The organism is Nonomuraea sp. NPDC049649 (genome assembly GCF_040675175.1).
Classification (GTDB): Bacteria; Actinomycetota; Actinomycetes; order Streptosporangiales; family Streptosporangiaceae; genus Nonomuraea.
The window spans coordinates 116144-139952 of the sequence record NZ_JBFAOH010000014.1; the positions used below are offsets into that span (position 1 = coordinate 116144).

The 23809-nt window shown below is 71.2% G+C and carries 24 protein-coding genes; 12 read left to right on the plus strand and 12 right to left on the minus strand.

Annotation, left to right across the window (positions count from 1 at the left end):
• Positions 1 to 5 precede the first annotated feature (5 nt).
• Positions 6 to 1268 carry a nucleotide sugar dehydrogenase gene (locus AB0J42_RS20010; protein ID WP_364296398.1) on the minus strand — a complete coding sequence of 421 codons (1263 nt, stop codon included), beginning with the start codon at positions 1266 to 1268 and terminating at the stop codon, positions 6 to 8.
• Positions 1269 to 1386: 118 nt separating this feature from the next.
• Positions 1387 to 3021, minus strand: coding sequence for a glycosyltransferase (locus AB0J42_RS20015; protein ID WP_364296400.1), 1635 nt, complete (start codon positions 3019 to 3021; stop codon positions 1387 to 1389).
• Positions 3022 to 3124: 103 nt separating this feature from the next.
• Here AB0J42_RS20015 and wecB point away from each other — a divergent pair, with 103 nt between their 5' ends.
• Positions 3125 to 4255, plus strand: a complete 1131-nt coding sequence (gene wecB / locus AB0J42_RS20020) for a UDP-N-acetylglucosamine 2-epimerase (non-hydrolyzing) (RefSeq protein WP_364296402.1) — start codon at positions 3125 to 3127, stop codon at positions 4253 to 4255.
• A gap of 66 nt (positions 4256 to 4321) precedes the next feature.
• A complete protein-coding gene (locus AB0J42_RS20025; protein ID WP_364296404.1) occupies positions 4322 to 6358 on the plus strand; it encodes a glycosyltransferase in 2037 nt (678 codons plus the stop codon).
• A gap of 1 nt (position 6359) precedes the next feature.
• Here AB0J42_RS20025 and AB0J42_RS20030 read toward each other — a convergent pair whose 3' ends face one another.
• A complete protein-coding gene (locus AB0J42_RS20030; RefSeq protein ID WP_364296406.1) occupies positions 6360 to 6995 on the minus strand; it encodes a hypothetical protein in 636 nt (211 codons plus the stop codon).
• 292 nt (positions 6996 to 7287) lie between these two features.
• Here AB0J42_RS20030 and AB0J42_RS20035 point away from each other — a divergent pair, with 292 nt between their 5' ends.
• From AB0J42_RS20035 to AB0J42_RS20055, 5 genes are all read left to right on the plus strand, one after another.
• On the plus strand, positions 7288 to 9000 hold the full coding sequence (locus tag AB0J42_RS20035) for an NAD(P)-binding protein (protein ID WP_364296408.1): 1713 nt from the start codon (positions 7288 to 7290) through the stop codon (positions 8998 to 9000).
• A 223-nt stretch (positions 9001 to 9223) separates the two neighbouring features.
• On the plus strand, positions 9224 to 11326 hold the full coding sequence (locus AB0J42_RS20040) for an ATP-binding protein (protein ID WP_364296410.1): 2103 nt from the start codon (positions 9224 to 9226) through the stop codon (positions 11324 to 11326).
• The gene (locus tag AB0J42_RS20045; protein WP_364296412.1) at positions 11323 to 11727 is read left to right on the plus strand and encodes a roadblock/LC7 domain-containing protein; all 405 of its coding nucleotides are present in this window, start codon (positions 11323 to 11325) and stop codon (positions 11725 to 11727) included. The genes AB0J42_RS20040 and AB0J42_RS20045 overlap by 4 nt, the downstream gene beginning before the upstream one ends.
• On the plus strand, positions 11724 to 12086 hold the full coding sequence (locus AB0J42_RS20050) for a DUF742 domain-containing protein (protein ID WP_364296414.1): 363 nt from the start codon (positions 11724 to 11726) through the stop codon (positions 12084 to 12086). Before AB0J42_RS20045 ends, AB0J42_RS20050 begins: the two co-directional genes overlap by 4 nt.
• Entirely contained in the window at positions 12067 to 12639 is a 573-nt protein-coding gene (locus tag AB0J42_RS20055) for an ATP/GTP-binding protein (protein ID WP_364296416.1), read from the plus strand. The genes AB0J42_RS20050 and AB0J42_RS20055 overlap by 20 nt, the downstream gene beginning before the upstream one ends.
• Here the strand turns inward: AB0J42_RS20055 and AB0J42_RS20060 are convergent.
• From AB0J42_RS20060 to AB0J42_RS20075, 4 genes are all read right to left on the minus strand, one after another.
• A complete protein-coding gene (locus AB0J42_RS20060) occupies positions 12636 to 13019 on the minus strand; it encodes a DUF742 domain-containing protein (RefSeq protein ID WP_364296418.1) in 384 nt (127 codons plus the stop codon). The two genes, AB0J42_RS20055 and AB0J42_RS20060, sit on opposite strands and share 4 nt — an antisense overlap.
• On the minus strand, positions 13016 to 15349 hold the full coding sequence (locus AB0J42_RS20065; protein WP_364296420.1) for a nitrate- and nitrite sensing domain-containing protein: 2334 nt from the start codon (positions 15347 to 15349) through the stop codon (positions 13016 to 13018). The genes AB0J42_RS20060 and AB0J42_RS20065 overlap by 4 nt, the downstream gene beginning before the upstream one ends.
• A 62-nt stretch (positions 15350 to 15411) precedes the next feature.
• Complete coding sequence (locus AB0J42_RS20070) at positions 15412 to 16029, minus strand: DUF998 domain-containing protein (RefSeq protein ID WP_364296422.1); 618 nt, start codon at positions 16027 to 16029, stop codon at positions 15412 to 15414.
• Between the two features lie 172 nt (positions 16030 to 16201).
• Positions 16202 to 16903, minus strand: coding sequence for a TetR/AcrR family transcriptional regulator (locus AB0J42_RS20075; RefSeq protein WP_364296424.1), 702 nt, complete (start codon positions 16901 to 16903; stop codon positions 16202 to 16204).
• An 82-nt stretch (positions 16904 to 16985) separates the two neighbouring features.
• On the opposite strand from AB0J42_RS20075, the gene AB0J42_RS20080 reads away from it, so the two are divergent.
• Positions 16986 to 18197, plus strand: a complete 1212-nt coding sequence (locus AB0J42_RS20080; protein ID WP_364296426.1) for a saccharopine dehydrogenase C-terminal domain-containing protein — start codon at positions 16986 to 16988, stop codon at positions 18195 to 18197.
• Positions 18198 to 18217: 20 nt separating this feature from the next.
• Here the strand turns inward: AB0J42_RS20080 and AB0J42_RS20085 are convergent, their stop codons facing one another.
• Together AB0J42_RS20085 and AB0J42_RS20090 are read right to left on the minus strand one after the other, a co-directional pair.
• Positions 18218 to 18403 carry a hypothetical protein gene (locus AB0J42_RS20085; RefSeq protein WP_364296428.1) on the minus strand — a complete coding sequence of 62 codons (186 nt, stop codon included), beginning with the start codon at positions 18401 to 18403 and terminating at the stop codon, positions 18218 to 18220.
• Between the two features lie 69 nt (positions 18404 to 18472).
• On the minus strand, positions 18473 to 18931 hold the full coding sequence (locus AB0J42_RS20090; RefSeq protein WP_364296430.1) for a MarR family transcriptional regulator: 459 nt from the start codon (positions 18929 to 18931) through the stop codon (positions 18473 to 18475).
• A gap of 75 nt (positions 18932 to 19006) precedes the next feature.
• Here AB0J42_RS20090 and AB0J42_RS20095 point away from each other — a divergent pair, with 75 nt between their 5' ends.
• The gene (locus tag AB0J42_RS20095) at positions 19007 to 19516 is read left to right on the plus strand and encodes a VOC family protein (RefSeq protein ID WP_364296432.1); all 510 of its coding nucleotides are present in this window, start codon (positions 19007 to 19009) and stop codon (positions 19514 to 19516) included.
• Between the two features lie 60 nt (positions 19517 to 19576).
• Complete coding sequence (locus AB0J42_RS20100; protein WP_364296434.1) at positions 19577 to 19813, plus strand: hypothetical protein; 237 nt, start codon at positions 19577 to 19579, stop codon at positions 19811 to 19813.
• A 23-nt stretch (positions 19814 to 19836) separates the two neighbouring features.
• Here the strand turns inward: AB0J42_RS20100 and AB0J42_RS20105 are convergent, their stop codons facing one another.
• Positions 19837 to 20409, minus strand: coding sequence for an NAD(P)H-dependent oxidoreductase (locus AB0J42_RS20105; protein ID WP_364296436.1), 573 nt, complete (start codon positions 20407 to 20409; stop codon positions 19837 to 19839).
• Between the two features lie 82 nt (positions 20410 to 20491).
• Between AB0J42_RS20105 and AB0J42_RS20110 the strand changes: the two genes are divergently transcribed.
• A complete protein-coding gene (locus AB0J42_RS20110; RefSeq protein WP_364296438.1) occupies positions 20492 to 20815 on the plus strand; it encodes a helix-turn-helix domain-containing protein in 324 nt (107 codons plus the stop codon).
• A 361-nt stretch (positions 20816 to 21176) separates the two neighbouring features.
• Here the strand turns inward: AB0J42_RS20110 and AB0J42_RS20115 are convergent, their stop codons facing one another.
• Positions 21177 to 21449, minus strand: coding sequence for an alpha/beta fold hydrolase (locus AB0J42_RS20115; protein ID WP_364296440.1), 273 nt, complete (start codon positions 21447 to 21449; stop codon positions 21177 to 21179).
• A 39-nt stretch (positions 21450 to 21488) separates the two neighbouring features.
• Between AB0J42_RS20115 and AB0J42_RS20120 the strand changes: the two genes are divergently transcribed.
• Complete coding sequence (locus AB0J42_RS20120) at positions 21489 to 21665, plus strand: hypothetical protein (RefSeq protein WP_364296442.1); 177 nt, start codon at positions 21489 to 21491, stop codon at positions 21663 to 21665.
• Here the strand turns inward: AB0J42_RS20120 and AB0J42_RS20125 are convergent.
• The gene (locus tag AB0J42_RS20125) at positions 21662 to 23677 is read right to left on the minus strand and encodes a CehA/McbA family metallohydrolase (protein ID WP_364296444.1); all 2016 of its coding nucleotides are present in this window, start codon (positions 23675 to 23677) and stop codon (positions 21662 to 21664) included. The two genes, AB0J42_RS20120 and AB0J42_RS20125, sit on opposite strands and share 4 nt — an antisense overlap.
• Positions 23678 to 23809 lie beyond the last annotated feature (132 nt).

Genomic DNA, 23809 nt, shown 5'->3' on the forward strand with positions numbered 1-23809 from the left:
GGTCGCTACAGGCGCTCGACGCGTTCGCCCTCGGTGAGCACACCGCGGGTGTCGAGCACAAGCCTGGCCTTGGCCTCGACCGTGCCCAGGTCGAACGCGGCGTGCTGTTGCAGCAGCACCGTCACGTCGGCGCCTGCGACGGCCTCGGCCAGATCTTCCTCACGCCGCACGGGCGTGCCATCCACTGACCACTCCTTGACATGCGGATCGGCGTACGTGAGGTCCGCGCCCAGCTCCAGCAGCGCGCGCGCCACGGGCAGGGCCGGGGTCTCGCGTTCGTCGGCGATGTCCGGCTTGTAGGTGACGCCGAGCATAACGACTCTGGCGCCGTTCACGGCCTTTTTGTGTCGGTTGAGCAGACGCTGTACGCGGGCGACCACGTAGGAGGGCATCCGCTCGTTGATCTCCTGAGCCAGCTCGACGAACCTGAAAGGGTAGCCGAGCTTGCGCACCGTGTAGGACAGGTACGAGGGATCGACGGGTATGCAGTGCCCGCCGACACCGGGGCCGGGCAGGAACTTGTGGAACCCGAACGGCTTGGTCGCGGCCGCCTCGATGGCTTCCCACAGGTCGACGCCCAGCTCGTCACAGAAGATCGCCATCTCGTTGACGAGGGCGATGTTGACGTGCCGGTAGGTGTTCTCCAGCAGCTTGGCCATCTCGGCCTCGCGGGTGCTGCTGACGGGGACGACCTGCTCGACGAAGCGCCCGTAGAAGGCGGTCGCCCGGTCGCGGCAGGCGGTGGTGTAGCCGCCGACCACCTTGGGGGTGTTGCGCAGGCCGTACTTGGGGTTGCCCGGGTCGATGCGCTCGGGCGAGAAGGCCAGGTGGAACCCCTCGCCGGCGGCCAGCCCGGACGATTCGAGCAGGGGACGGACCAGCTCGTCCGTGGTCCCCGGCCAGGTGGTGGATTCGAGCACGACGAGCGTGCCTTCGCGCAGGTTGCGTGCCACGGCCTTGCTGGCGCTCTCCACGGCCGACAGGTCGGGCCGGTGGTCCTCGTCCAGGGGGGTGGGGACGCAGATGACGATCGTGCTGCTCTCGGCCAGGATCGCCTCGTCGAGGGTGGCGCTGAACCCGTTGGACAGCATGTGCTCGAGATCGGCTTCGGTCAGGTCATCGATGTACGACTGTCCGGCCATCAGAGCGTCGACCTTGGCGGGGTCGACGTCGACGCCGACGACCTTCAGCCCGGCGGCCACCGCCTCTTTGGCGAGGGGCATGCCGACGTAGCCGAGGCCGATGACAGCCAAGTCGATTTCTGTCACAGCTGTGCCTTAGGGAGCCGGAAACAACACTTCATGGTCGCAAAGGTTATCTCAAGTCCACCTAGCTCACGCCTAATGCGTCCGAACCCGTCAGAACAGACAGGCAATGCGAAGGTCATCATTCGGCAAGGGTCCTGTACAGAGCCTGATAAGTCTCGGCAACACGGCTCCAGGTACGCTTGGCCGCGACCTCCGCGCGACCGGCCTCGCCCATCTCGGCCCGCTTCGCGGGATCCTGCGCGAGCGCGCCCAGCGCCTCCGCCAGCGCCGCCGGGTCGCCCGGCGCCACCAGCTCGCCCGCGCCGTCGCTGCCGACCAGCTCCGACAGGGCCGGCAGGTCGCTCAGCACGACGGGCTTGCCCAGCGCCATCGCCTCCACCGGCTTCAGCGGCGTGACCAGCCGGGTCACCCGCAGGTCCTCCCGGGGGCAGACGAAGATGTCGATGGCGTCCTGCGCCTGGAGGGCCTCCTCGGGCCCCACCCGGCCGGGCAGGATCGCGCTGGTGAGCTTGAGCTCCTCGACGAGCTCCAGCAGGTTCTCGCGCTCGGTGCCGTCGCCCACGATGAGGACCCGCACCGGGTTGCCCTCGTCACGCAGGAGCGCCGCCGCCCGCAGCAAGGTGGCGAAGCCCTCGTACGCGACGATGCTGGAGACCGAGCCGACCACGATCTCGCGGTCCTCGATGCCCATCGCGCGGCGGAACGAGGCGCCGTCGTACTGGGCGGTGAGCAGCGAGTCGTCGACCGCGTTCGGCGCCAGGTGGATCTTCTCCCGGGGGACGCCGCGCTCGACGATCTCCGTGGCCATCGTCTCGGCCAGCGTGACCACCGCGTCGGCCTCCCGCATGAGGAACGCCTCACGCTCGCGCTGGAGCACGTGGCGCTGGCTGCCCACCCGCTTGGGGTCGCGCGAGGCCCAGGTCTCCTCCAGGAACCCGCGTACCTCGTACACGAAGGGGGTGCCCGTGCGGTCGCGCACGGCGTGCGCGACCGAGCCGTTGCGATGGTCGGTGGCGGCGTGCAGGACCTGCGGGCGCAGCTCCGTGACGAGCTTGGTGACGGCGTCGGCGCCCTTGATCATGCGGCCGTGCATCTCGAACGGCACCTCGCCGCGGCCGTCGGGCATCTGCCGGTAGTACGGGATGCCGTCCAGCTCCTCGTACGGGGTCGCGTCCGCGTGGCCCTGAAGCATGGGGAAGCCCCAGCTCGTGACCACGTGCGGGTCGAGCCCGGCGGCCTTCTGGGCGGTGACGATGCGGTGGGTCCGGACCGTGTAGCCGGCCTGGGTGTACGGGAGCGCGTTCGTGACGAGGTGGAGCACGCGACCGGAGACCCGCTCCAGGATGGCCACCTTGGGGCCGGGCGGGATCGGGTCGGGGCTGATCGCCGCCAGCTCGCCGCGGTAATAGGCGGCCCTGCGGCTGACGAACGGGTACTTGGTGAACGGTTCGAGCACCTCGGCCGCCATGCTGACGCGCCCGGAGTCCCAGTGTTCCTTGGCCTCGTCCCAGGGCGCGCGGACCATGCGCATGCCGAGCTTGCGCGCGACGTAGCGGGCGCGGCGGGCGGCGGGCCAGGCGAACTTGCCGATGACCGGCCGGAGGCGCGGCGGCATCGCGTCGGCGGCCGCCTGTGCGGCCCGGACCGGGTCGGACCTGACCTTGGTCACGACCACGCGCGAGACGACGATCGGATGCTGGATGAAGCCCTTGAGAAGCCCCCCGACGCCGGCCCGGGCGGACTTCGCGGACACCCCAGCCGAACTTTTCGAGGAGTCTGGAGGACTGGCGTCGGATGCCACGCGGTGACCGTACCATAGGCAGCGTTTTTTCCCTTCCGCTATGAAAGGCGAGGTCATGAGGGAGAACCCCCTGGTTCTGCACGTTCTGGGCGCCCGTCCCAACTTCGTGAAGGCGGCCCCTGTCGTGCGCGCTCTCGGCGAGCTCGGCGTGCGGCAGGGCATCATCCACACCGGCCAGCACTACGACGCGCTGATGTCGGACGTGTTCTTCGCCGACCTCGGCCTGCCCGACCCGGTGGCCAACCTCGGCGTGGGCTCGGGCACCCACGCCAAGCAGACGGCGGCCCTGCTCATCGGCCTGGAGGAGACCTTCCAGGAGCACGACCCGGACCTGGTGGTCGTCTACGGCGACGTCAACTCGACGCTGGCCGCGATCCTCGTCTGCGCCAAGCTCGGCATCAAGACCGCGCACGTGGAGGCCGGGCTGCGCTCGTTCGACCGGTCGATGCCGGAAGAGGTCAACCGGATCGTCACCGACGCGCTGTCCGACCTGCTCTTCGCCACCTCTCCGGACGCGCTGTCCCACCTGGCGGCCGAGGGCGTGCCCGCCTCGAAGGTGCACCTGGTCGGCAACCCGATGATCGACAGCCTGTTCTCCGCGCTGCCTTCCCTGGACCCGGCCCCGGTGGTGGAGCGGCTGGGCCTGCCCGAGCGGTACGCGGTCGCGACGCTGCACCGCCCGGCCAACGTCGACACCCCGGAGGCCGCCGCCGAGCTGGTCTCGGCCGTGCTCGACGTGTCCCGGCAGATCCCGCTCGTGGTCCCGATCCACCCGCGCGGCCGTACCCGCCTGGCCGAGGCCGGGCTGGTCGACGGCCCCTCGGTGCGGGTGGTCGACCCGCTGGGCTATGTGGACTTTCTCTCACTCGTACGGGGCGCCGCGCTGGTCGTCACCGACTCCGGCGGCGTGCAGGAGGAGACCACCATGCTGAACGTGCCCTGCCTGACCGTGCGGCCCAACACCGAGCGCCCGGTCACGATCACGCACGGCACGAACCGGCTGGTCACGCCCGCTCTGCTGTCGGCGGCGGCGGAGAAGGCGCTGGCCGACGGCGCGGCCACGCCCGCCGGGGAGCTGCCCCCGCTCTGGGACGGCGCCGCCGGTCCGCGCATCGCGCGGGTGATCTCCGCGTGGCTGAAAGGAGACAACCTGTCGCCCGCGGCTCAGGGGACGCGTTCCGAGTAATCCCGAAATCTGGTACGGATCTCGCCGTACTATGACATATCCCGCACCAGCGATAGGCGATAGCTGATGGCCGAAACTCCTGAAGAGCCCACGTTCCAGCGCCTCGGACCGGTGAACTGGCTACCCGAGGAGCGCAAGGTCGTCGAGCGCTACGACGCGGAGATCCGCGAACTGCGCCGCCGGCTGGAGATCGCGGAGGCCAAGGCCGCCTACGCCGCCTGGAAGCTGGAGGCCACCCAGGCCAAGCGGACCTTCAAGCTGGGCGAGGCCATAGGGTCCAAGAGCCCCGGCAAGGTGCTGCGGGCCGTCCGGTCCAAGGAGCGCGCCCCCAAGCCGCCGAAGCCGGTCAACGAGGCCATCGAGCTGGCCAACCACCGGCCGCCCGAGGTCAAGGTGCCCGCGGTCAAGTGGCCCGCCGGGCCGATCAACCGCCCGGACCTCAAGGTCGCGGTGATCCTGGACGACTTCTCCCGGATGGCCTTCCGCTACGAGTGGGACCAGATCGAGTTCGGGCTCAAGGACTGGCCGGAGATCTTCGCGGAGAAGCGGCCCGACCTGCTCTTCTGCGAGTCGGCCTGGCACGGCAACCAGGGCCGCTGGCGCTACCAGATGACCGGCACCAACGCGCCCAAGGAGCCGCTGCGCGAGCTGGTCGCCTGGTGCAAGGCGGAGGGCATCCCCACGGTCTTCTGGAACAAGGAGGACCCGCCGAACTTCGACTTCTTCATCGACACGGCCAAGCTGTTCGACTACGTGTTCACCTGCGACGGTGACATGCTGCCGAAGTATCGCGAGGTTCTCGGGCACGACCGGGTGGACGTGCTCCAGTTCGCCGCCCAGCCGCGCGTGCACAACCCGGTCCAGCAGCGCGAGGGCCGGCTGCACGACGTGGTCTTCGCCGGCATGTACTTCCGCGACAAGCACCCCGAGCGCCGCGAGCAGATGGAGACCGTGCTCGACCCGGTGCGGGAGCTCGGCCTGCACATCTTCGCCCGCAACGGCGAGGTGGACGAGAAGTACGCCTGGCCGGAGAAGTACCGCCCGCACATCGTGGGCGAGCTGCCCTACGACCAGATGCTCGCCGCGTACCGAATGTACAAGGTCTTCCTGAACGTCAACTCGGTGCTCGACTCGCCGACCATGTGCGCCCGGCGCGTGTTCGAGCTGTCGGCCTGCGCCACCCCCGTGGTGTCGGGCTGGTCGCGGGCCATCGAGGAGACGTTCGGCGAGCTGATCCCGATCGCGCGCGAGCCGATCGAGTCGTACAACCAGGTGCTCCATTTGATCAACAGCCCCGAGCTGCGTGCCCGGATGGGCCACCTGGCGATGCGCGAGGTGTTCGACAAGCACCTGTTCACGCACCGGGTGGACCAGATCCTCCAGGTGCTCGGCCGGCCGGTGACGCCGCGGTCGCGGTCGATCTCGGTGGTGCTGCCGACCAACCGCGCCTCCCAGATCGAGCACGCCATCTCGTCGGTGGCCAAGCAGATCCACCGGCCGGTGCAGCTGGTCATGGTGCTGCACGGCCTGGACATCGACCCGGTGGTGGTGGCCGACAAGGCGCGCATGGCGGGCGTCACCGACGTGACCGTGCTCGCGGCCGACCCCTCGCTGACGCTGGGCGCCTGCATGAACCTGGGCATCGACGCCGCCGAGGGCGAGCTGATCGCCAAGATGGACGACGACAACCTCTACGGCGAGCACTACCTGTCGGACCTGGTGCGGGCCTTCGACTACACGGACGCGGAGCTGGTGGGCAAGGGCGCCCACTACTCCTACTTCGAAGGCACCAACACCACCATGCTCCGCCTGCCCGGCCTGGAGCACCGCTACTCGTTCCTGGTGCAGGGCGGGACGTTCCTCGGCACGGCGGACATGTTCCGCAGGTACCGCTTCGCGGACCTCACCCGGGGCGAGGACACCAACCTGGTCCGCCGGCTCAAGGACGACGGAGTCAAGATCTACTCGGCGGACCGGTTCAACTTCGTCTACTGGCGCAGCGCCGACACCGCCATGCACACCTGGCAGGCCGACCACATCAAGCTGACCCGGAACGCCCAGTTCTCCTTCGTCGGCCGCCCCGACGACCACGTGCTGATCTGACTCAGGCGGCCGCCTGCGCGAGGTTCTGGTCGGCGAGCTTTCCGAGCTCCAGCAGGCCCTCGCGCTTGACCTCGTTGCCGACGACGACGAGGTTCATCACCATGCCGCCGCGCCGGATGGTGACCGTGCCGATCTGAGCCTGCCGGTCGCCGCCGGAGGCGGTGGTGATGTAGGCGCGCGACTCGTCGCCCTGCCGGGGCATCCGCAGGTCGCGGGTGCGGTAGACGACCTGGGTGCCGCGGACCTCGGCTTGGTACGCGTCGCACTGGCTGGGCAGCGGCCCGGGGAAGGCCTCCGGCGACAGCGCGACCACGGCCTGGGTGATCGAGCCCCGCGACGAGGTGTAGCCGACCGCGGCCGCCGGGGCCTCGGCGATCTCCGGCCGGGCCACGTCGAGCTGGGCGGCGCCCGCGCACTCGGGGTGCTCCAGCTTGGCCTGGCGCACCGCCTCCATGCCCTGCTTGGTGGAGGTGAGGGTGCCGTACGCGCCCGTCTCGGGGCCGTACGCGACCTTCATGCCCTTGGGCAGCGGCAGGAGCGCGGCGCGGAGCCTGGCCGCGTCGGCGGACGCGGACTGTGAGGCGGACGCGGCGGGCTCCGGAATGTCGGCCTTCTCGCCGGAAGAGCATCCCGCCATGACCGTCATGCTTAGAAATACGGCGGAAAATGCCTTAAGCATGAGTTCTCCATTTCACGTCAACGGCATTCAGGGAAACGCTAAAGGAAACGCGCCCGCCGGAAGCCGTCAACGGCGCTATCCACCGGTTTCATCGCTTTATGCGGGAAGCCCGTCAGGTCGGGTGAGCTGCCATGACGTCCCCGGGGCAACGGATCGCGCGGCCTTTCTCCCGTACCAGGGAACGCAAAGACTCCGCCACCGGCCGCGCGCCGCGCGCGGCCTTTTCCGGGCGAGTCATGAGGATCGCCGCATGGAGGACATCGGCCGTTCGGCAGCGGGTCGCGAACTGGGCATGGGCCGGGCCATTTCGCGCCGGGACTTCTTCGACGGCGTGGCCGTGACGGCGGGCGCGGCGGCCCTGACCGGGCCGGCAAGGCCGGGGGCCGTCTACGCCGCCGCCTCGGCGCCGGTCGCCGCGTTCCGCGGGAACACCTCCCAGGCGCTCGGCGTGCTGCACGCGCTGCGCGACGGCCGGTTCTGGCAGCAGGCGGACCCGCCCGAGCCGACGGGAGAGCGCTACGACCTGGTGGTGGTGGGGGCCGGGCTGAGCGGCGTGAGCGCCGCGCACGAGTGGCTGCGCCGCCACCCCGGCGCGCGCGTGCTGATCCTGGACAACCACGACACGACCGGGGGCCATCTCCAGCGCCCCGGCTCGGGGTCGATGGCGGCGCCCGCGACCTGGACCCCGGAGTTCCGCGACCTGCTCGACGGGCTGGGCGTCGCGGCGGCGCCCTGCCAGGAGTGCGGCGCCGACGACAGCGTGATGTGCGACCGCGAGACGTTCCCGGTCGAGGTGCTGGTCCGCACCGGCGCGCCGGCCGGCGAGTGGATCGGCGTGCTGCCGGTCGCCGACGCCGCCAGGGAGGACCTGCTCGCCCTGTACGCGAACCCCGCCGACCCGTTCCCCGGGCTGCCGGCGGAGGCCAAGCACGAGCGGCTGGCCGGATTCACCTACTCCCGCTACCTGCTGGAGGCGCTGCGGGTGCACCCGGACGCCGAGCGGTTCCTGCGGACCCTGCCCAGCGCCGCCTGGGGGTACGACACGCGTGCCCTGGGGGCGGTGGACGCCTGGGGGCTCGGCTATCCGGGGTTCGGGGGGCTAGGGCTGGACGCGAGCAAGCCGTCGCGGTTCAGCGCGCCCACCGTCGCCAAGGAGTGGGGCACGGCGGGCCGGGTCGCGCACCTGCCCGGCGGGGTGCACGGGCTGATCCGGGCGATGCTGGACCAGACTTCCGCCCGGCTCCGGCTGTCCAGCCCGGTCGTGTCCGTACGGAACGACGGCCCGCCCGAGACCGCGTCCTCGGCCACCGTCGCCTACTTCGACGGCCACGGGGTCAGGTCCGTCGCCGCCGGGGCGGTGATCCTGGCCTGCTGGCACGCGGTCGTCCCGTACCTCGTCGAGGACCTGCCCCGCGAGCAGCGTGAGGCGCTGCGCGCGGCGGTGAAGACGCCCCTGGTGGAGGCCCTGGTGCGGCTGCGCGGCGGGGACGCCTGGCAGCGGCTCGGCGTCGCCCGCACCCGCTGGACGGGCGCGTACTGGTCGCTGAGCGAGCTGGTGCGCCACTCCGCGGGCGGTGTCACGGCGCGCCTGGTGGCCACGCCTTCCCGGTCGGAGCTGGGTCCCGCCGAAGGGGCGGTCGCGGGCCGGCACGCGCTGCTGCGCACCCCGTACGAGACGCTGGAGTTCGGGGCGCGCGACCAGCTCGCGCGGCTGCTCGGGCCCGGTGGCTTCGATCCCGGCAGGGACGTCGAGGAGGTGACGGTCTACCGGTGGGGTCACGGGTACGCGCCCGAGTACTGCCGGCCCTGGCACGGGTTCCATCCCGACGGGCCGTCACCGGCGGAGACGGCGCGGCGGCGGTTCGGCCGGATCGCGCTCGCCGGGTCGGACGCGGCGCCCTCGGCGCGGGCGGACGCCGCCGTCACGGCAGCCCATCGGGCCGTCGGGGAACTGATGGAGTGAGACGAGGTGGTAATGCCCTCGTGTCCCGTTCGGGACCTTCTTGAGTCTTGCTCCGCGCCCGCGTAAAACATCCCTGTTCATCCCCTGCAGGAGACGCATAATCGGTGCTAGTCTCCTGTGCGATCTTCCGGAGGTGTATTTACACAGTTTGTGGAAATGCCCTCGACTCCGAGGTTGGGACATGGGCTCGCAAAACCGGTCAATTCGGTTCAAGATCTTTCTGTTGCTGCTGTTACCCCTCCTGTCCTTGAGCGCGCTCTGGGGCTTCGTGCTCAACCTCACCGTGAGCGACGGCTGGTCGCTGCTGCGCGGGGAGTCCCTGTACCAGACGGTCGGCGTCACCTCCACCGAACTGGGCGTCCAGCTCCAGGCCGAGCGTGAGCGGACACTGCTCAAGCTCACGCACGGCGAGCCCAGCGCCGAGCTCGGTGAGCAGCGTGCCCGCACCGACGCGGCGCTCCACGACTTCCGCGAGTCCGTCCGGGAAGCCGAGCGCAACCTCACCGACGACATGCGGACGCCGCTGAACACCGTCCAGGCCGAGCTGTCCCGGCTGCACGCCATCCGCACGGGCGTCGACGGCGGCTTCAGCACCCGGATGCTCGACCTCAGCGAGTACAACCGGCTGCTCGACGCCATGTACCGGTTCTACGACCACCTCGCGCCCGCTCCCGAGCTGGCCATCTACCAGCAGGTCACCGCGCTGCAGACGATGAGCAACGCGCACGAGTACCTGCTCCGGGAGCACGCCCTGGTCCAGGCCGCCCAGCTCGACGGGCGGCTGACCGAGGGCGAGACCACCGCGTTCACCGAGTACGCCTCCTCCCGGAAGTTCCTGCACGCGCGCGGCCAGGCGGGCCTCGAGGTCGAGCTGCGCCAGCCGTACGCGGACCTCTTCAAGAGCGAGGAGTTCCTGACCTTCGCCACGATGGAGGCGCGGATCATCAGGACGGGCGCGCCGCCGCCCGACACCGCCCGGTGGAACGACGCCGTCGGCAAGGTGATCGCCGAGTTCGACCGGATCAGCGGCCAGATCTCCGCCGAACTGGGCGGCCGGGCCGCCGACGCGGCCACCGCGACCCGGATCCAGATCGGCGTCGCCGGCGGCGTCGGCCTGGTCGCCGTGCTCGCCTCGATCATCATCTCGGTGCGCTTCGGCCGCCGGCTCGGCGCCGAGCTGGCGGGCCTGCGCTCCGCCGCCGTCGAGATGTCCCAGCGGCGCCTGCCCGACCTGGTCAGGCGGCTCAGCAAGGGCGAGGAGATCGACGTCACCGAGGAGGCCAAGCCGATCGCGGTCACCGGCTCGGCCGAGATCAGCGACGTGGCCGGCGCGTTCGGCGCGGTGCAGGACACGGCCGTGCGCGCCGCCGTCGGCCAGGCGGCGCTCCGCCACGGGCTCGGCCAGGTCTTCCTCAACCTGGCCCGGCGCAAGCAGGGCCTGCTCCACCGCCAGCTCGCGCTGCTGGACGGCATGCAGCGGCGCACCCACGACCCGGACCAGCTGGAGGAGCTCTTCCGGCTCGACCACCTGACCACCCGCATGCGGCGGCACGCCGAGAGCCTCATCATCCTCTCCGGTTCGGCTCCCGGGCGGGCCTGGCGCAAGCCGGTGCCGGTGATCGACGTCGTCCGGGCCGCCATCGCCGAGGTGGAGGACTACACCCGGGTCGAGGTCGCGAACATGCCCCGCAGCGCGATCGACGGCTCGGCCGCGGCCGACCTCACCCACCTGATCGCCGAGCTGGTGGAGAACGCCACGATCTACTCGCCGCCCGACACCGCGGTCCACGTCCGCGGCGACCGGGTCAGCAACGGCTACTCGGTCGAGGTGGAGGACCGCGGGCTCGGCCTGCAGCCGGAGGAGTACGAGGCGTACAACCGCGTGCTGCGCGAGCCGCCCGAGTTCGACCTGGCCGACAGCGACAGGCTCGGCCTGTTCGTGGTCGCCAAGCTGGCCCAGCGGCACTCCATCAACGTGCTGCTGCGGCGATCGCCGTTCGGCGGCACCACCGCCATCGTGTTCGTGCCGGACAGGCTCATCACCGACCAGCCTGAGCTGCCCGAAGCCAAGAGCGACGAGCTGCCCTCGCTGCCCGGACGGACCCGGAAGAAAGCGCTGGCGGTGGTCAGTGGCACGCACGCGGGCTTGCCAAGGCGAGTCCGGCAGGCCACATTGTCATCCCGGCTCAAGGACGCTCCGCCGCCCGAGCCGGAGCCCGAGCGGAAGAATGAACGCTCTCCCGACGAGGTGCGCGACCTGTTCTCCGCGTTCCAGCGGGGAACGGAGCGCGCACGTGAAGAAGCTGATGAGAAGGGGGAGGCATGAGCGTGCCGACGACCAACACCGGTGAGCTGAACTGGCTCCTTGACGACCTGACCACCCGGGTGGGTGCGGTCAGGCAGGCCGTCATCCTTTCGACCGACGGCCTGGCCGTCGGCTACAGCAAGGGGCTGACCCGCGAGGACGCCGAGCATCTGTCGGCCGTGGCCGCCGGTTTCCAGAGCCTGGCCCGGGGCACCGGCCGCCACTTCGGCGGCGGCGAGGTACGCCAGACCATCGTGGAGATGGAGTCGGCGTTCCTGTTCGTCACCGCGGCGGGGCAGGGCACATGCCTGGCGGTGCTCGCCGAGGCCAACGTCGACGTGGGCCACATCGCCTACGAGATGGCGATGCTGGTGAAGCGGGTCGGCCAGCACATCACGACCAACCCGCGAGCCATGCCATGAGCGATACCCCGCAGTGGCTGGACGAGGACGCCGGGCCCATCGTGCGGCCCTACGCTCTCATCCGAGGTCGTACGAGGTCGTCGGGGGACAATCTCGACCTCGTCGCGACCGTGCGCGCCGTGGGGGAAGCCCGGGACGACCTCTCCCCCGAGCAGTCGCTCATCATGCGCGCGGCCCGCAACCCGATCTCGGTGGCCGACGTGGCCGTCGAGCTCGACTTGCCAGTCGGAGTCGTCCGCGTCCTGCTGGGCGACCTGCGTGACCAAGGCCTCATCTCGGTATCGGCCCCCTCCGCGGCCGGATCGCGCCCGAGTGAGGGCATTCTCAAGGAAGTGATCAATGGACTCCGTGCTCTCTGAGGACCCCGTCGCGCTCAAGATCCTCATTGCCGGGGGGTTCGGCGTCGGCAAGACCACCCTGGTGGGGTCGATCAGCGAGATCAGGCCGCTCCGGACGGAAGAGGTGCTGTCCGACCGCGGAGTGGGCGTCGACGACACCGACGGCGTCGAGACCAAGACGACCACGACCGTGGCGATGGACTTCGGCCGCATCACCATCCGCGACGGGCTGGTCGTCTACCTGTTCGGCACCCCCGGCCAGGAACGGTTCTGGTTCATGTGGGACGAGCTGTCCTACGGCGCCCTGGGCGCGGTCGTGATCGCCGACACCCGGCGGCTGACCGACTGCTTCCCCTCCGTCGACTACTTCGAACAGCGCGGCACGCCGTTCGTGGTGGCCGTCAACTGCTTCGACGGCGCCGAACGGCACAGCGTCGAGGACGTGCGGATCGCCCTCGACCTGGACGACGACGTCCCGGTGATGCTGTGCGACGTGCGCCGGCGCAACTCCGCCAAGGAAGTCATGATCACGCTCGTGGAGCACTCGCTCCGGCAGCTGACCATGACCGGCTAGAGCGCGCGCAGCCCGTTGATCACCTCGCGCAGGAGGCTCTCCGTCGGCGTCGTGGCCTTGGGCCGCGGCGCCTTGACGGCCACCAGGTCGTAGTCGATCAGGTCGCCGAGCAGCACCCGGACCACCGCGACGGGCAGGTCCAGCTCGCCCGCGACCTCGGCGACCGGCCTGGCGTGCTGGACCACGCAGTTCAGCAGCCGCCGGTGCTGGACGCTCAGCTCCGCGTGGGCCGGTGCGGGCCGCCCGGTGAGCGACACGGTCGCCAGCAGGTCGAGCGTCGACAGCGCCTTGGCGGCTGGCTTGGTGCGTCCGCGGGTCACCGCGTACGGGCGCACGACCGGACCGGCCTCCTCGTCGACCCACTCGTGCTCGTTGCTCACGATGGCGTCCCCCCGTCATGGTCATTGTCCTGCCGTCCGCGCTGCCAGCCTGACTGCAGCGAGGACAGCAGCGCCCTGGCCTCCTCCGGTGAACGCTCCGACAGGGGCTGGGGCGGCGGCTGGTCCGCGACCGGCGCGTCCGGCTGCGGCGGCTTCCTGAGCTGCTGCGGCAGGTTGGCCTGGCGCACCCGGCGGGGCAGCCCGGCTCCCGCCGCCGACGGGGCGGCCGTCTTGCGCTTGGCGGTGCGGACCCGGCGCGGCAGCTCGCTCGGCCCGGGGCCGGCGGGGGGCCGCTGCCCGCGGGGCGCGCTCTCCTCCGGCGGGCTCTCCCTGATCTCCCTGATCTCCGTGCTCGCCGTGCTCTCTCTGCTCTCCGCGTTCTCCCTGCCGACCACCGACACGGTGACGGACTCCAGCTCGGGCGGCTCCGGCGGGCGGATCGCCGGCAGCGGCTGGACCAGGTGCGAGGGCACCAGCACGATCACGGTGGTCCCCCCGTACGGGGAGGGCTTGAGCGTGACGCTCACCCCGTGCCGGGCCGCCAGCATGCCGACGACGGCGAAGCCGAGCTGGTCGGTCTGCGCCGGGTCGAACTCGGGCGGGCTGGCCAGGCGACAGTTGATCGCCTCCCTGGCCTCGTCGGACATACCCAGCCCGCGGTCCTCGATCTCGGCCGCGAAGCCCTTGCCGACCAGGTCGCCGCGGACCGACACCTCGCTGCCGGGCGAGGAGAAGGTGGCCGCGTTCTCGATGAGCTCGGCGAACAGGTGCATGAGGTCGGCCACGGCCTCGCCCGAGACGCCGCACTCCGGCATCGGGTAGACGCGCACCCGGGTGTACTCCTCGACCTGGGCGGCGGCCCCGCTCAGCACGTCCTCCATGCCGATGACGCCGCGCCAGCGCCGGCCGGCCGAGCCGCCGGACAGCAGCACCAGGCCCTCGGCGTGGCGGCGCATGCGGGTGGTCAGGTGGTCGAGCCTGAACAGGTGCTCCAGCGCCTCCGGGTCCTCCGTCTGGCGCTGCATCTCGTCCAGCAGCTTGAGCTGGCGCTGGACCAGCGACTGGCTGCGCCTGGCCAGGTTGCGCAGCGCCTGGGAGATGCCCTCGCGCAGCCGGGCCTGCTCCACGGCGGCGTCGACCGCGGTGGAGCGGACGCGGTCGAACGCGTTCGCCAGGTCGGTGACCTCGCCGGTGGCGCCCGGGGCCACCTGGATCGGCGGCGCCTCGGCGGCGGTGTCCACCGGCTCGCCCTCGCGCAGCTTGGCGACCACGCCGGGCAGCCGGACCTCGGCCAGCTCCTGGGCGGAGCCGCGCAGCTCCGCCAGCTCACGCGAGATCCGCCGTCCGACCCGTACCGAGAGGAAGATCGAGACGATGACCGCGATGAGGCCGAGCGCGCCCGCGACGGCGGCGCGCACGATGATCGCCATGCCGGCGGGCTCCATCCGCTCCAGCAGGGTCTCGCCGGTCGTCCAGAGGGCCTGGTTGAACTCCTCCAGCACCGGCTCGACCGTGCTCCGCCACAGCTCCAGGTTCACCGGGTCGCCGGAGATGTACGACTCCAGCAGGCGCTCCATCGAGCCGTAGTTCCCGGTGGCGGTCAGCCGCTCCAGCGGGGCGCGCATCTCCGCGTCCAGGTTGGCCATCGCCTTGGGGAGGAGGTACGAGCGAGCGCCGTCGATGCCGGCCAGCATGTGGATCTCGTCCATGGTCCAGCCGTCGCCGTCCACCACGGAGTTGCCCGCGACGATCAGGGCGTGCTCGCGGCTGAGGAGCTCGCGCACCTGCGCGGCCATGATGAGGCCCTGCGACTGGCGGGACAGCTCGGCGTCGGTGCTGGCGGTGAAGGCCGCGTAGAGGCGGTCCATGGCGTCCGGGATGGTGGCGTACTCGGCGATCAGGTTGTGCGGGGTGAGCGACCCCTTGTCCACCCCGTTCCTGATCTGCGGCAGCCGGTCGACGGCCTCGAAGACCGCGGACAGGCGCGCCTTCATGTCATCGGTGAGCACCGCCTGGGTGTCCTCGGCCATCGCGCCGTCCGTCAGGAGCTTCCTGACCTGGTCGACCTTGGTGCGGGCCTCGGTCAGCTTCCTGGGGTCGGTGACGGCGCCCGCCAGCAGTTCGGCGGAGGCCAGCCGCTCCGTCTGGAGGTTGATGACGAGGTAGTCCGCGTGGTCGATGATCCCGGTCCAGAAGGCCTCGACCTTGAGGAGGTTCAGCGCCTCCCTGGACGTGGTGCTCGCGGCGAATCCCCAGAGCGCCACCAGGGAGACCAGCGGGACGACGAGCAGCGTCGAGATCTTGAATCGGATGGATCTGCCCGATGCCATGACACCTGCTCCCGGTTAGAAGATCGCCGGAGAGAATAGCACTCATCGAGGCCGACTTAAGATCAACTAGCGATAAATCTGTGATATGTAGTGAATTTGACTGCTATACCGCCCCAGACCACGCGGACCAACCAGACTGCCAGCACGGCCAGCAGCGCCACATCCGCACCCAGCAGCAACCGCTCCACGAGCCCGAGCATGACCCCCTCCCCGGGCAGCGCCACGTAGGTGAGCGCCAGCACCCCGAGCCCGCCCGCCAGGGCCAGCCACTCCACCGTCCTCGCCACCGGCCGCCACACCTGATCGCCGGAGAGCCGGGGCACCAGCAGCGCCCCCGCCGCGGGCAGGCAGGCGAACGCCGCGACCGTCACGTACCGGGAGACCGGGCCCGCCCCGAACGGCGCCGTCAGCAGCGCGCCCGACCAGACCAGAAGCAGGCGCTCCGGCGTCCCCCTCACCGGAGCGCCCGCCGCCCGCAGCCCGGCCAGCAGCGCCAGCGAGCCGAGGGCGATCACCGCCGTCGCCAGCGCCGTGACGCCCCCGCGTCCGGCCACGGCGAACTCGCCCGCCGTCGTGTGCAGCGGGTCCAGGCGCGCGTCCGGGCCGAACTGGCCGAACACCATCCCGGCCACCCCCGACACGATCGCGGCGAGCGCGACGAGCGGATAGACCTTGGTCATGACAGTGAGTCTTCCGCGCGGCGCGCTCCGGGACATCCGGCGTCGCCCCCGACCTCACCCTGAGCGATCCCTGAGTCGCCGGACCGCACTGCCCAGGGCCGCTGCCGTTCATTCCGGCCATCACGACCCCTGAGTTGAAGGGCCGCCGTAGTCCATCCCAGCAGGGAGGCGGTCAGCTCTCTCCGAGTTGCCGGGCGGCGCTGTCCAGGAGCATGTCCAGGGCCGCCGGGTAGCCGCTGTCGTTCATCCTGGCCACCAGCAGGGGCGCGGTGGCGGCGATGTGCGGGTGGGTCTCGGCGGGCAGGCGGGCGTAGGTGTCCTGCCAGACCTGCTCGTCGGCGACCCGGGCCGCCTCGGGCAGCGCCAGGGAGGCGGCGTCCAGGACGGCGAAGCCCAGGCTCTGGTCGATGAAGGCGTGGTAGATCCGGACCGCGTCGGCGTCGGGGAAGCCGGCGGTGCGCAGGATGCCGAGGATCGTCTCGTCCACCGCCACCTCGTTGGGGCGGCCCGCGACCCGGCTCGCGGTGAGCACGGCGGCCTGCGGGTGCGCCAGGTAGGACCGGTGGATGCTCAGCCCGAGCGCCCGCAGGTCGGCCCGCCAGTCGCCGGTCGCGCGCCAGCCGCGCAGGGCCGAGGCCAGCAGCGCGTCGGCGATGGCGAGGGTCAGGTCGTCCATGCCGCGAAAGTAGCGGTAGATCGCGCTCGCGTCGGCGCCCAGCGCCAGCCCGAGCCGCCGCGCGGTCAGGCCCGCCGCGCCGTGCTCCCTGAGCACGCGGAGTGCGGTCTCGATGATCAGCTCGTGGCTCAGCACCTGGCCCTGCCGGGTGGGCCTGCGCCGCCGCCGGGCCTCGCCGGGGACAGCGCGCCTGGACATGCCGCTCCTTATGTCAACGCCATTGACGTTATCGAGCGTACTGGCTTTCCTGGATTCGCACCCCCCTTGACCAGGAGAGATCATGCGCATTCTGCTTGTCGGCGCCGGCGGTGTCGGCACCGCCATCACCGGCATCGCCGCCCGCCGCGAGTTCTTCGACCACATGGTGGTCGCCGACTACGACCTGTCCAGGGCGCGGGCGGCCGTCGCCCCGCTCGGCCCCCGCTTCACCGCCGTCCGGGCCGACGCCGCGGACCGGGAGGCGATCACCGGCCTGCTCCGCGACCACCGGTGCGACGTCCTGCTCAACGCCACCGACCCGCGCTTCGTGATGCCGCTCTTCGAGGCGGCGCTCGCGAGCGGGGCCCACTACCTCGACATGGCGATGTCGCTGTCGAGGCCGCACCCGGAGCGCCCGTACGAGGAGGTCGGGGTGAAGCTCGGCGACGAGCAGTTCGCCCGCGACGACGACTGGCGGCGGGCCGGGCGGCTGGCCCTCGTCGGCATGGGCGTCGAGCCGGGCATGTCCGACGTGTTCGCCCGCTACGCCGCCGACGAGCTCTTCGACGAGATCGAGGAGATCGGCGTCCGCGACGGCGCGAACCTGACCGTCGAGGGCTACGAGTTCGCCCCGTCGTTCTCCATCTGGACCACGATCGAGGAGTGTCTCAACCCGCCGGTCGTGTACGAGCGCGACCGCGGCTGGTTCACCACCGAGCCGTTCAGCGAGCCCGAGGTGTTCGACTTCCCCGAGGGCATCGGCCCGATCGAGTGCGTGAACGTCGAGCACGAGGAGGTCGTGCTGGTGCCCCGCTGGGTGGACGCCGGGCGGGTCACCTTCAAGTACGGGCTGGGTGAGGAGTTCGTCGCCCGCCTCAAGACCCTGCGCGAGCTGGGCCTGTCGGACACCCGGCCGGTCACCGTGCCGACCAGCCTCGGGCCGGCCGAGGTGTCGCCGCGCGACGTGGTGGCCGCCGTGCTGCCCGACCCGGCCGGGCTGGGCGACCGCATGCGCGGCAAGACCTGCGCCGGCACCTGGGTGAAGGGCGTCAAGGACGGCCGGCCGCGCGAGGTGTACCTCTATCACGTGGTCGACAACGAGTGGTCGATGCGTGAGTACGGCTCGCAGGCCGTGGTCTGGCAGACCGCGATCAACCCCGTCGCCGCCCTGGAGCTGGTGGCCTCCGGTGTGTGGAAGGGCGAAGGCGTGCTCGGCCCCGAGGCGTTCCCGCCGCGCCCGTTCCTGGATCTGCTGGAAACGTACGGGTCGCCCTGGGGCCTGCGCGAGCAGTGATCAGCGCGGGGGCTTGGCCCTCACAGCCCCGACGGGTCGCGCCCCACGCTGATCTCCTCGGCGATGCGCCGCAGGTCGTCGCCGGTGAGGCCGGAGGACTGGGGCAACTGCCGCACCAGGGCGTCGATCACCGTGGGCACGGGCTGACCCGCCATCTGGCCCGCGATGCCGTGAACCGTGCGGAACAGCGCCTCATCGTCGTGCATCCCCGTCTCCTCGTCGAGCCGTCTGACTTACCCGGGACACCCTACGAGGGGGCGCCGACAGTTTTGCCGCTACCCCTCCAGCGTGTTCCGTACCGTGTCGCAGATCTCCCGGAGACCGCGGAGCTGTTCGGGTGTGAGCGGGTCGAACAGGGCCCGGCGCACCTCCTCGACGTGGCCGGGCGCGGCCGACTCCAGCGCGGCGAAGCCGTCGTCGGTGAGCACGGCAATGTTGCCGCGCCGGTCTTCCGGGCAGCGCTCGCGGCGGACCCAGCCGCGCTCCTCCAGCCGGGCCACCGCGTGTGAGAGCCGGCTCTGGGAGCTCTGCGCCTTCGAGGCCAGCTCGCTCATGCGCATCGAGCGCCCGGGGGCCTCGGAGAGCGCCACCAGGATCATGTAGTAGGCGTGCGGCATCCCCGCGTCGCGCTGTAGCTGCCGGTCCAGCGCCTCGTGGACGAGCTGGGTCGCCGCCAGGAAGCTCCGCCAGGTGCGTTGCTCCTCGTCGTTCAGCCATCGGGTCACATCTGCCAATGTACTTGAACCCTCATGTACTTTTTACTTGAACTCTCATACACTTATGGACAGAACCTCTCAAAGGAGATCATCATGCCGGTTCAGCGGCTCAACCACGCCGTTCTCTACGTACGCGACGTCAAGCGCAGCGTCGCCTTCTACCGCGAGGCCCTCGGCTTCGACGTGGTCATGGAGATGCCCGGCGCGGCCTTCCTCCAGGCCGACGGCTCGTCCAACGACCACGACCTGGGCCTGTTCCAGATCGGCGAGGCGGCCGGGCCGTCGCAGGCCGGGCGGAGCACCGTCGGGCTCTACCACCTGGCGTGGGAGGTCGACACGCTCGACGAACTGGAGCGCATCGCCACCAAGCTGAGCGAGCTGGGCGCGCTGGTGGGCGCCTCCGACCACAGCACCACCAAGGCCCTGTACGCGCGCGACCCCGACGGGCTGGAGTTCGAGGTGTCCTGGCTGGTGCCCGCCGAGCTGATCGACGACGAGCTGCTGGCCGCCCGGACCCGCATCCGGCCGCTCGACCTGGCCGCCGACAAGGAGCGGTACGGCGGGCAGACCCGGGGCGGCGTAGGAGTGTCCGTCCCGGCCTGACGGGACCGGCCGGGGACGGGTTACGGTGGTGTTATCCCGATTTCTCTCCTGGAGAACGTCATGTCGAGGGATCCAGACCACGTGCTCGACGCCATCGACGGCGTCGTCGACGAGTGGGAGACGCTGAGCGCCGACGCCATGCGCTGGTCACCACCGGAAGAGAAGAACGACGACCTGCTGCACGAGGTCACCGAGATCTTCGGGCCGCTGGCCAACGCGCTCACCGAGGCGTTCCGCCCGCTGGGCGACGCCGTCAACCGCGTCCTGGACGAACTGCTCCCGGACGACGAGCGCTGAGCGGCCAGGCGGCCCGGACCCTGTCAAGCCGCCCGGAGCGGGCGCAGAGCCTCCGCCATCCTGGCCAGCTCGGCCAGCATCACCCCGGCCGCGCTGTCCATCACCTCACTGGCCTTGACCGCGCCGTCCTCGCCGATCACCTCGGTGTGGAAGGGAATGTTGACGGCTTCGAGCAGCGGGAACATCCGGAGCGTGCTGCACACCTGGCGCAGGCCGTTGACCGCGCGGGTGCCGCCCGAGACCCCGCCGTAGCTGACGAACCCGACCGGCTTGTGATGCCACTCGTGGTGCAGGTAGTCGAGGGCGTTCTTCAGGCTCGCGGGGAAGCTGTGGTTGTACTCCGGAGTGACGAAGACGAAGGCGTCGGCCCGGTCGACCGTGGCGCTCCACTCCTTGGTGTGGGCGTGCTCGTACTGCTTGAGCCTGGGGTGGTGCGGCTCGTCCAGGAGCGGCAGCCCGACCTCGGCGAGGTCAACCAGTTCGACGTCGAACAGTCCCGAGGCCACCGCGCGGTCGCGGGCCCACTCGCCGATCGGCAGGCCGGCCCGGCCGGGGCGGGTGCTCGCGACGACGACGTGCAGAACCGGCTTCGACATGAACGCTCCTTGCTTGCGAATGTGTAGCTGCTCAACATTATTGAGTAGCTAAGCGGCGTTGAGCAAAATTAGAATCTTGGACGTGAGCGCCCACACCGTCTGCGTCCGCTTCCACACCGCCCTGGAGCTGATCGGAGCGCGGTGGTCGGGCGCCGTGCTGCACGCCATCTCCAAGGGCGCCCACCGCTACGCCGAGATCCGGGCCGCGATCCCCGGGCTGAACGACACCATGCTGGCCCGCCGGCTGCGCGAACTGCACGCCGCCGGGCTGATCGAGCGGCGGGTGCTCGACACCACCCCCGTCAAGGTCGAATATCACCTGACGGAGATGGGCCGCGACCTGCGGCCGGCGTTCGAGGAGCTGGCGACCTGGGCGCACCGGTGGATCCCGCTCCCCGACGAGTAGCGGCGAAGCGCGCGGTCGCCGCGCCCAGCGCCCCTCGGTCCCGCCACGCCGGCCAGGATCTCGTCGTCCTCCAGCCAGGCGTGGTGGCTCCAGTAATGGGTGACCAGGCGCGCGAACCGCATCCGGAACCGGGGGTCCGCGTAGCGCGGGTCAGGCGGCTGATCGGCGCGCACCCGTACATGCGAGTCCTCCCAGTCGCACCAGGCGCGGGGACGGCGGGGTCGGGGTCGGTGAGCAGGCGGGCGTAGGCGTCGACCAGGCGCTCGCCGCGCAGGCTCGGCGGGACGGCGTCGCGGAACCGCTCCCACTCGCGGGGGAAGTAACGGCCGACGCCCTCAGTGATCCGCTCGACGCCCAGGTGCTAGCGGAGCAGTTCCAAGTCGGCGACCAGGTGGTGAACGGACAGGTCGGTGCCGAAGTCGGCGGCGTCGGGCGTGCTCCGGCCGCAGCCGCGCTGGTCGAACAGGACCACCCGGTACGTCTCCAGGTCGAAGTGGCGCAGCCGGCCCCGCTCCGCGCCGGACCCGGGGCCGCCGTGCAGCACCACCGCCGGTTTCCCGCCGGGCGCGCCGTACGCCTCCCAGTGGACGTGGTTGCCGTCGCCGACGTCGAGCAGCCCGCTTTCGTACGTCATGGCGGCATTCTTGTCGGTGGCGGCTGCGATAGTGAGCGGGTGCTTCACACCTCCCCCGTCTCCCACGTCCCCTGCCATGTCCGCCACCTGCCCGGCGGAGCCGTCGAGCTGATGCCGATCGTGCTGCCCATGACCCTCACCGCGGCCCAGCGCCGCAGCCTGGCCGCCCTCCTCCTGGAGGGCATCGACGACGACGCCGGGCTCTGCCTGGCCTAACGCAGCCGGGCCCGATAGACCTCGCGGGCGCGGTCGTAGAGCGCCACGTGGTCCTTGTACTGCTCCTCGGCGGCGAAGACGCCCGACTCCCGCACGACCTCCTCCAGCCGGTCCAGCCAGCCGAGACACCACCGCACGTCCTCGGGCCGCGCCACGCGCGCGCCCGCCACGTTCAGGTAGACCGGGCTCGTGTGCGCGTAGGCGCCGCTGCCGTGGAAGGTCCGCTGGTGCGGGCCGCCGGTCGCGACCGCGACGACGTACGTGGGATCGCCCGCTCGGAGGGTGGCCGTGAGGCGGCCGGGCGGTCCCTGGGCCAGCACGCCGTCGGCGGTCCGGATCTCCAGGTTCTCGACCTCGGGGCCGACCGAGGTGACAGTGATCTCCACCTCCTCCCCCGGCGCCAGGTCGAGCGTGTCGCCGGGGCCGTGGCCGTTCACGGTCAGCCCGAGCCACGGGCCGGTGGTGGCGAACGTGCGGCCCATCAGGATCGCCTCGGCGAACGACTCGGCGGTGAGCGGGCCGTCCACCTTCGCGTACACCCGCTCCCAGCCGGGCGGGCCCGACGAGGTGCCGCGGTGGCAGAACGACAGCACCGCGTCCGTGCCGGCGGTCACCGCCAGCCGGTTGCCCGCCCCGATCAGCCGCCGGTAGACCGTGGCCGTGCCCTGGATCGACGAGTGGTTGAGCACGTCCAGCGTGTCGACCAGGCCGAGCGCCGCGTCCGCGACGATCTCCCTGGCCGAGCAGTTGCGCCCGCGCTGCACCCCCGCCTCCGGCGGGTCTGTGTCGGAGACCGGCAGGTGGAACGGGTGCCCGTAGCCGAGCACCGCGCCCGCCCGGCGCAGTTCCTCGCAGGCGACCGCGTTCGGCGGCCAGTCGGCGTCGCCCGCGAAACCGGTGTGGAAACGCTCCGGCAGCGCGTTCAGGCCGAACGCGCCGACGTGGCCGACCAGGTCGTTGCGGTATTCGACGCCGATCCTGGCCAGGTGGCGCTCGTCGGACCACGGCAGGTCGCGGCCCAGCCAGTGGTCGAGCGCCTCCCGGTCGTAGACTCGGGCGCTCGCCACGTTCCCGGCCACCAGGTTGAGCACGTGCAGGTCCTCGCCGTGCTGGGCCTTCGCCGCCAACTCGGGGGCGGCTGGCTCCTCGCCCATCCAGTTGAGGTGGACGTGCATGTCGCCGCCGTACCAGCCGTGGGCCGCCGCGTCGTACAGCCGCTCGGGGGTCAGCTCGACCGGCGTCTCCGCACCCGCCGCCGGGGTCAGCGCGACCTCGGACTCGGCGTACTCCATCCCCCTGGTCACCGTCACCGTGATCGGCTCGGCAGGCACGGCCACCACGAGGTCGTCGCCGTGGAAGTACGGCCTGCCGCGCCCGTCGACCTTGGGCGGGGCGCCCTCGGGGTACCAGCCCTGGCCGTCGGCGGACGTCACGCTCCACCGGCACGGGAACCCGGCGCGCAGCCGCACCGCCGCCGCCTCCGCCCGCCTGGTCAGCGGCTTGAGGTCGACCGGTGCCCCGTCGGCGACGACCTCCCGCCGCACGCCGACGATCTTCGCGCCGCGGGCCGGGATCTCGTACGTCTCACCGTCCACGACCACCGTGGCCGCCTCGTCCCGGCTCGAATCCAGCAGCAACCACGTACGGAACGGCCCGTCACCGAGCACCACGCGCGGGCTGGCCTCCAGCGCGACCGCGCCGGGCCGCAGCCGGAGCGCGGGCAGGGAGGCGACGACCTCGCCGCCGAGCGCGTCGCGGACCACCCGGTCCACGTCCACCTCGCCCATCCGGTCGTCGATCTCGTCCTCCGAGGCGCCGGGCAGGCGTTCGGCGAGCTGGCGCATGCCGGTGTCCCAGTAGCCGTGGCGGCGTTCGAGGAAGACGGTGGCCCAGGCCTGGACCACGTACGAAAGAGGCTCTTCACCCCAGCACACTCCGTGCCGGTCACGGAGGTCACGGTATTCGGCCAGGGCGCGGGCGACGGGCTCGGGAAGCAGCGGATCGTCACACATCGGACACTCCTCGGAGTCACCGACATCGTGTCACGAATCCCGCTCTAGGTCAGCGACTTCACCAACCGGCCGACTGCACCGCCGAAAGGACGACGGCCAGCCCGCTCATCCCGACCATCCCGATGATGACCA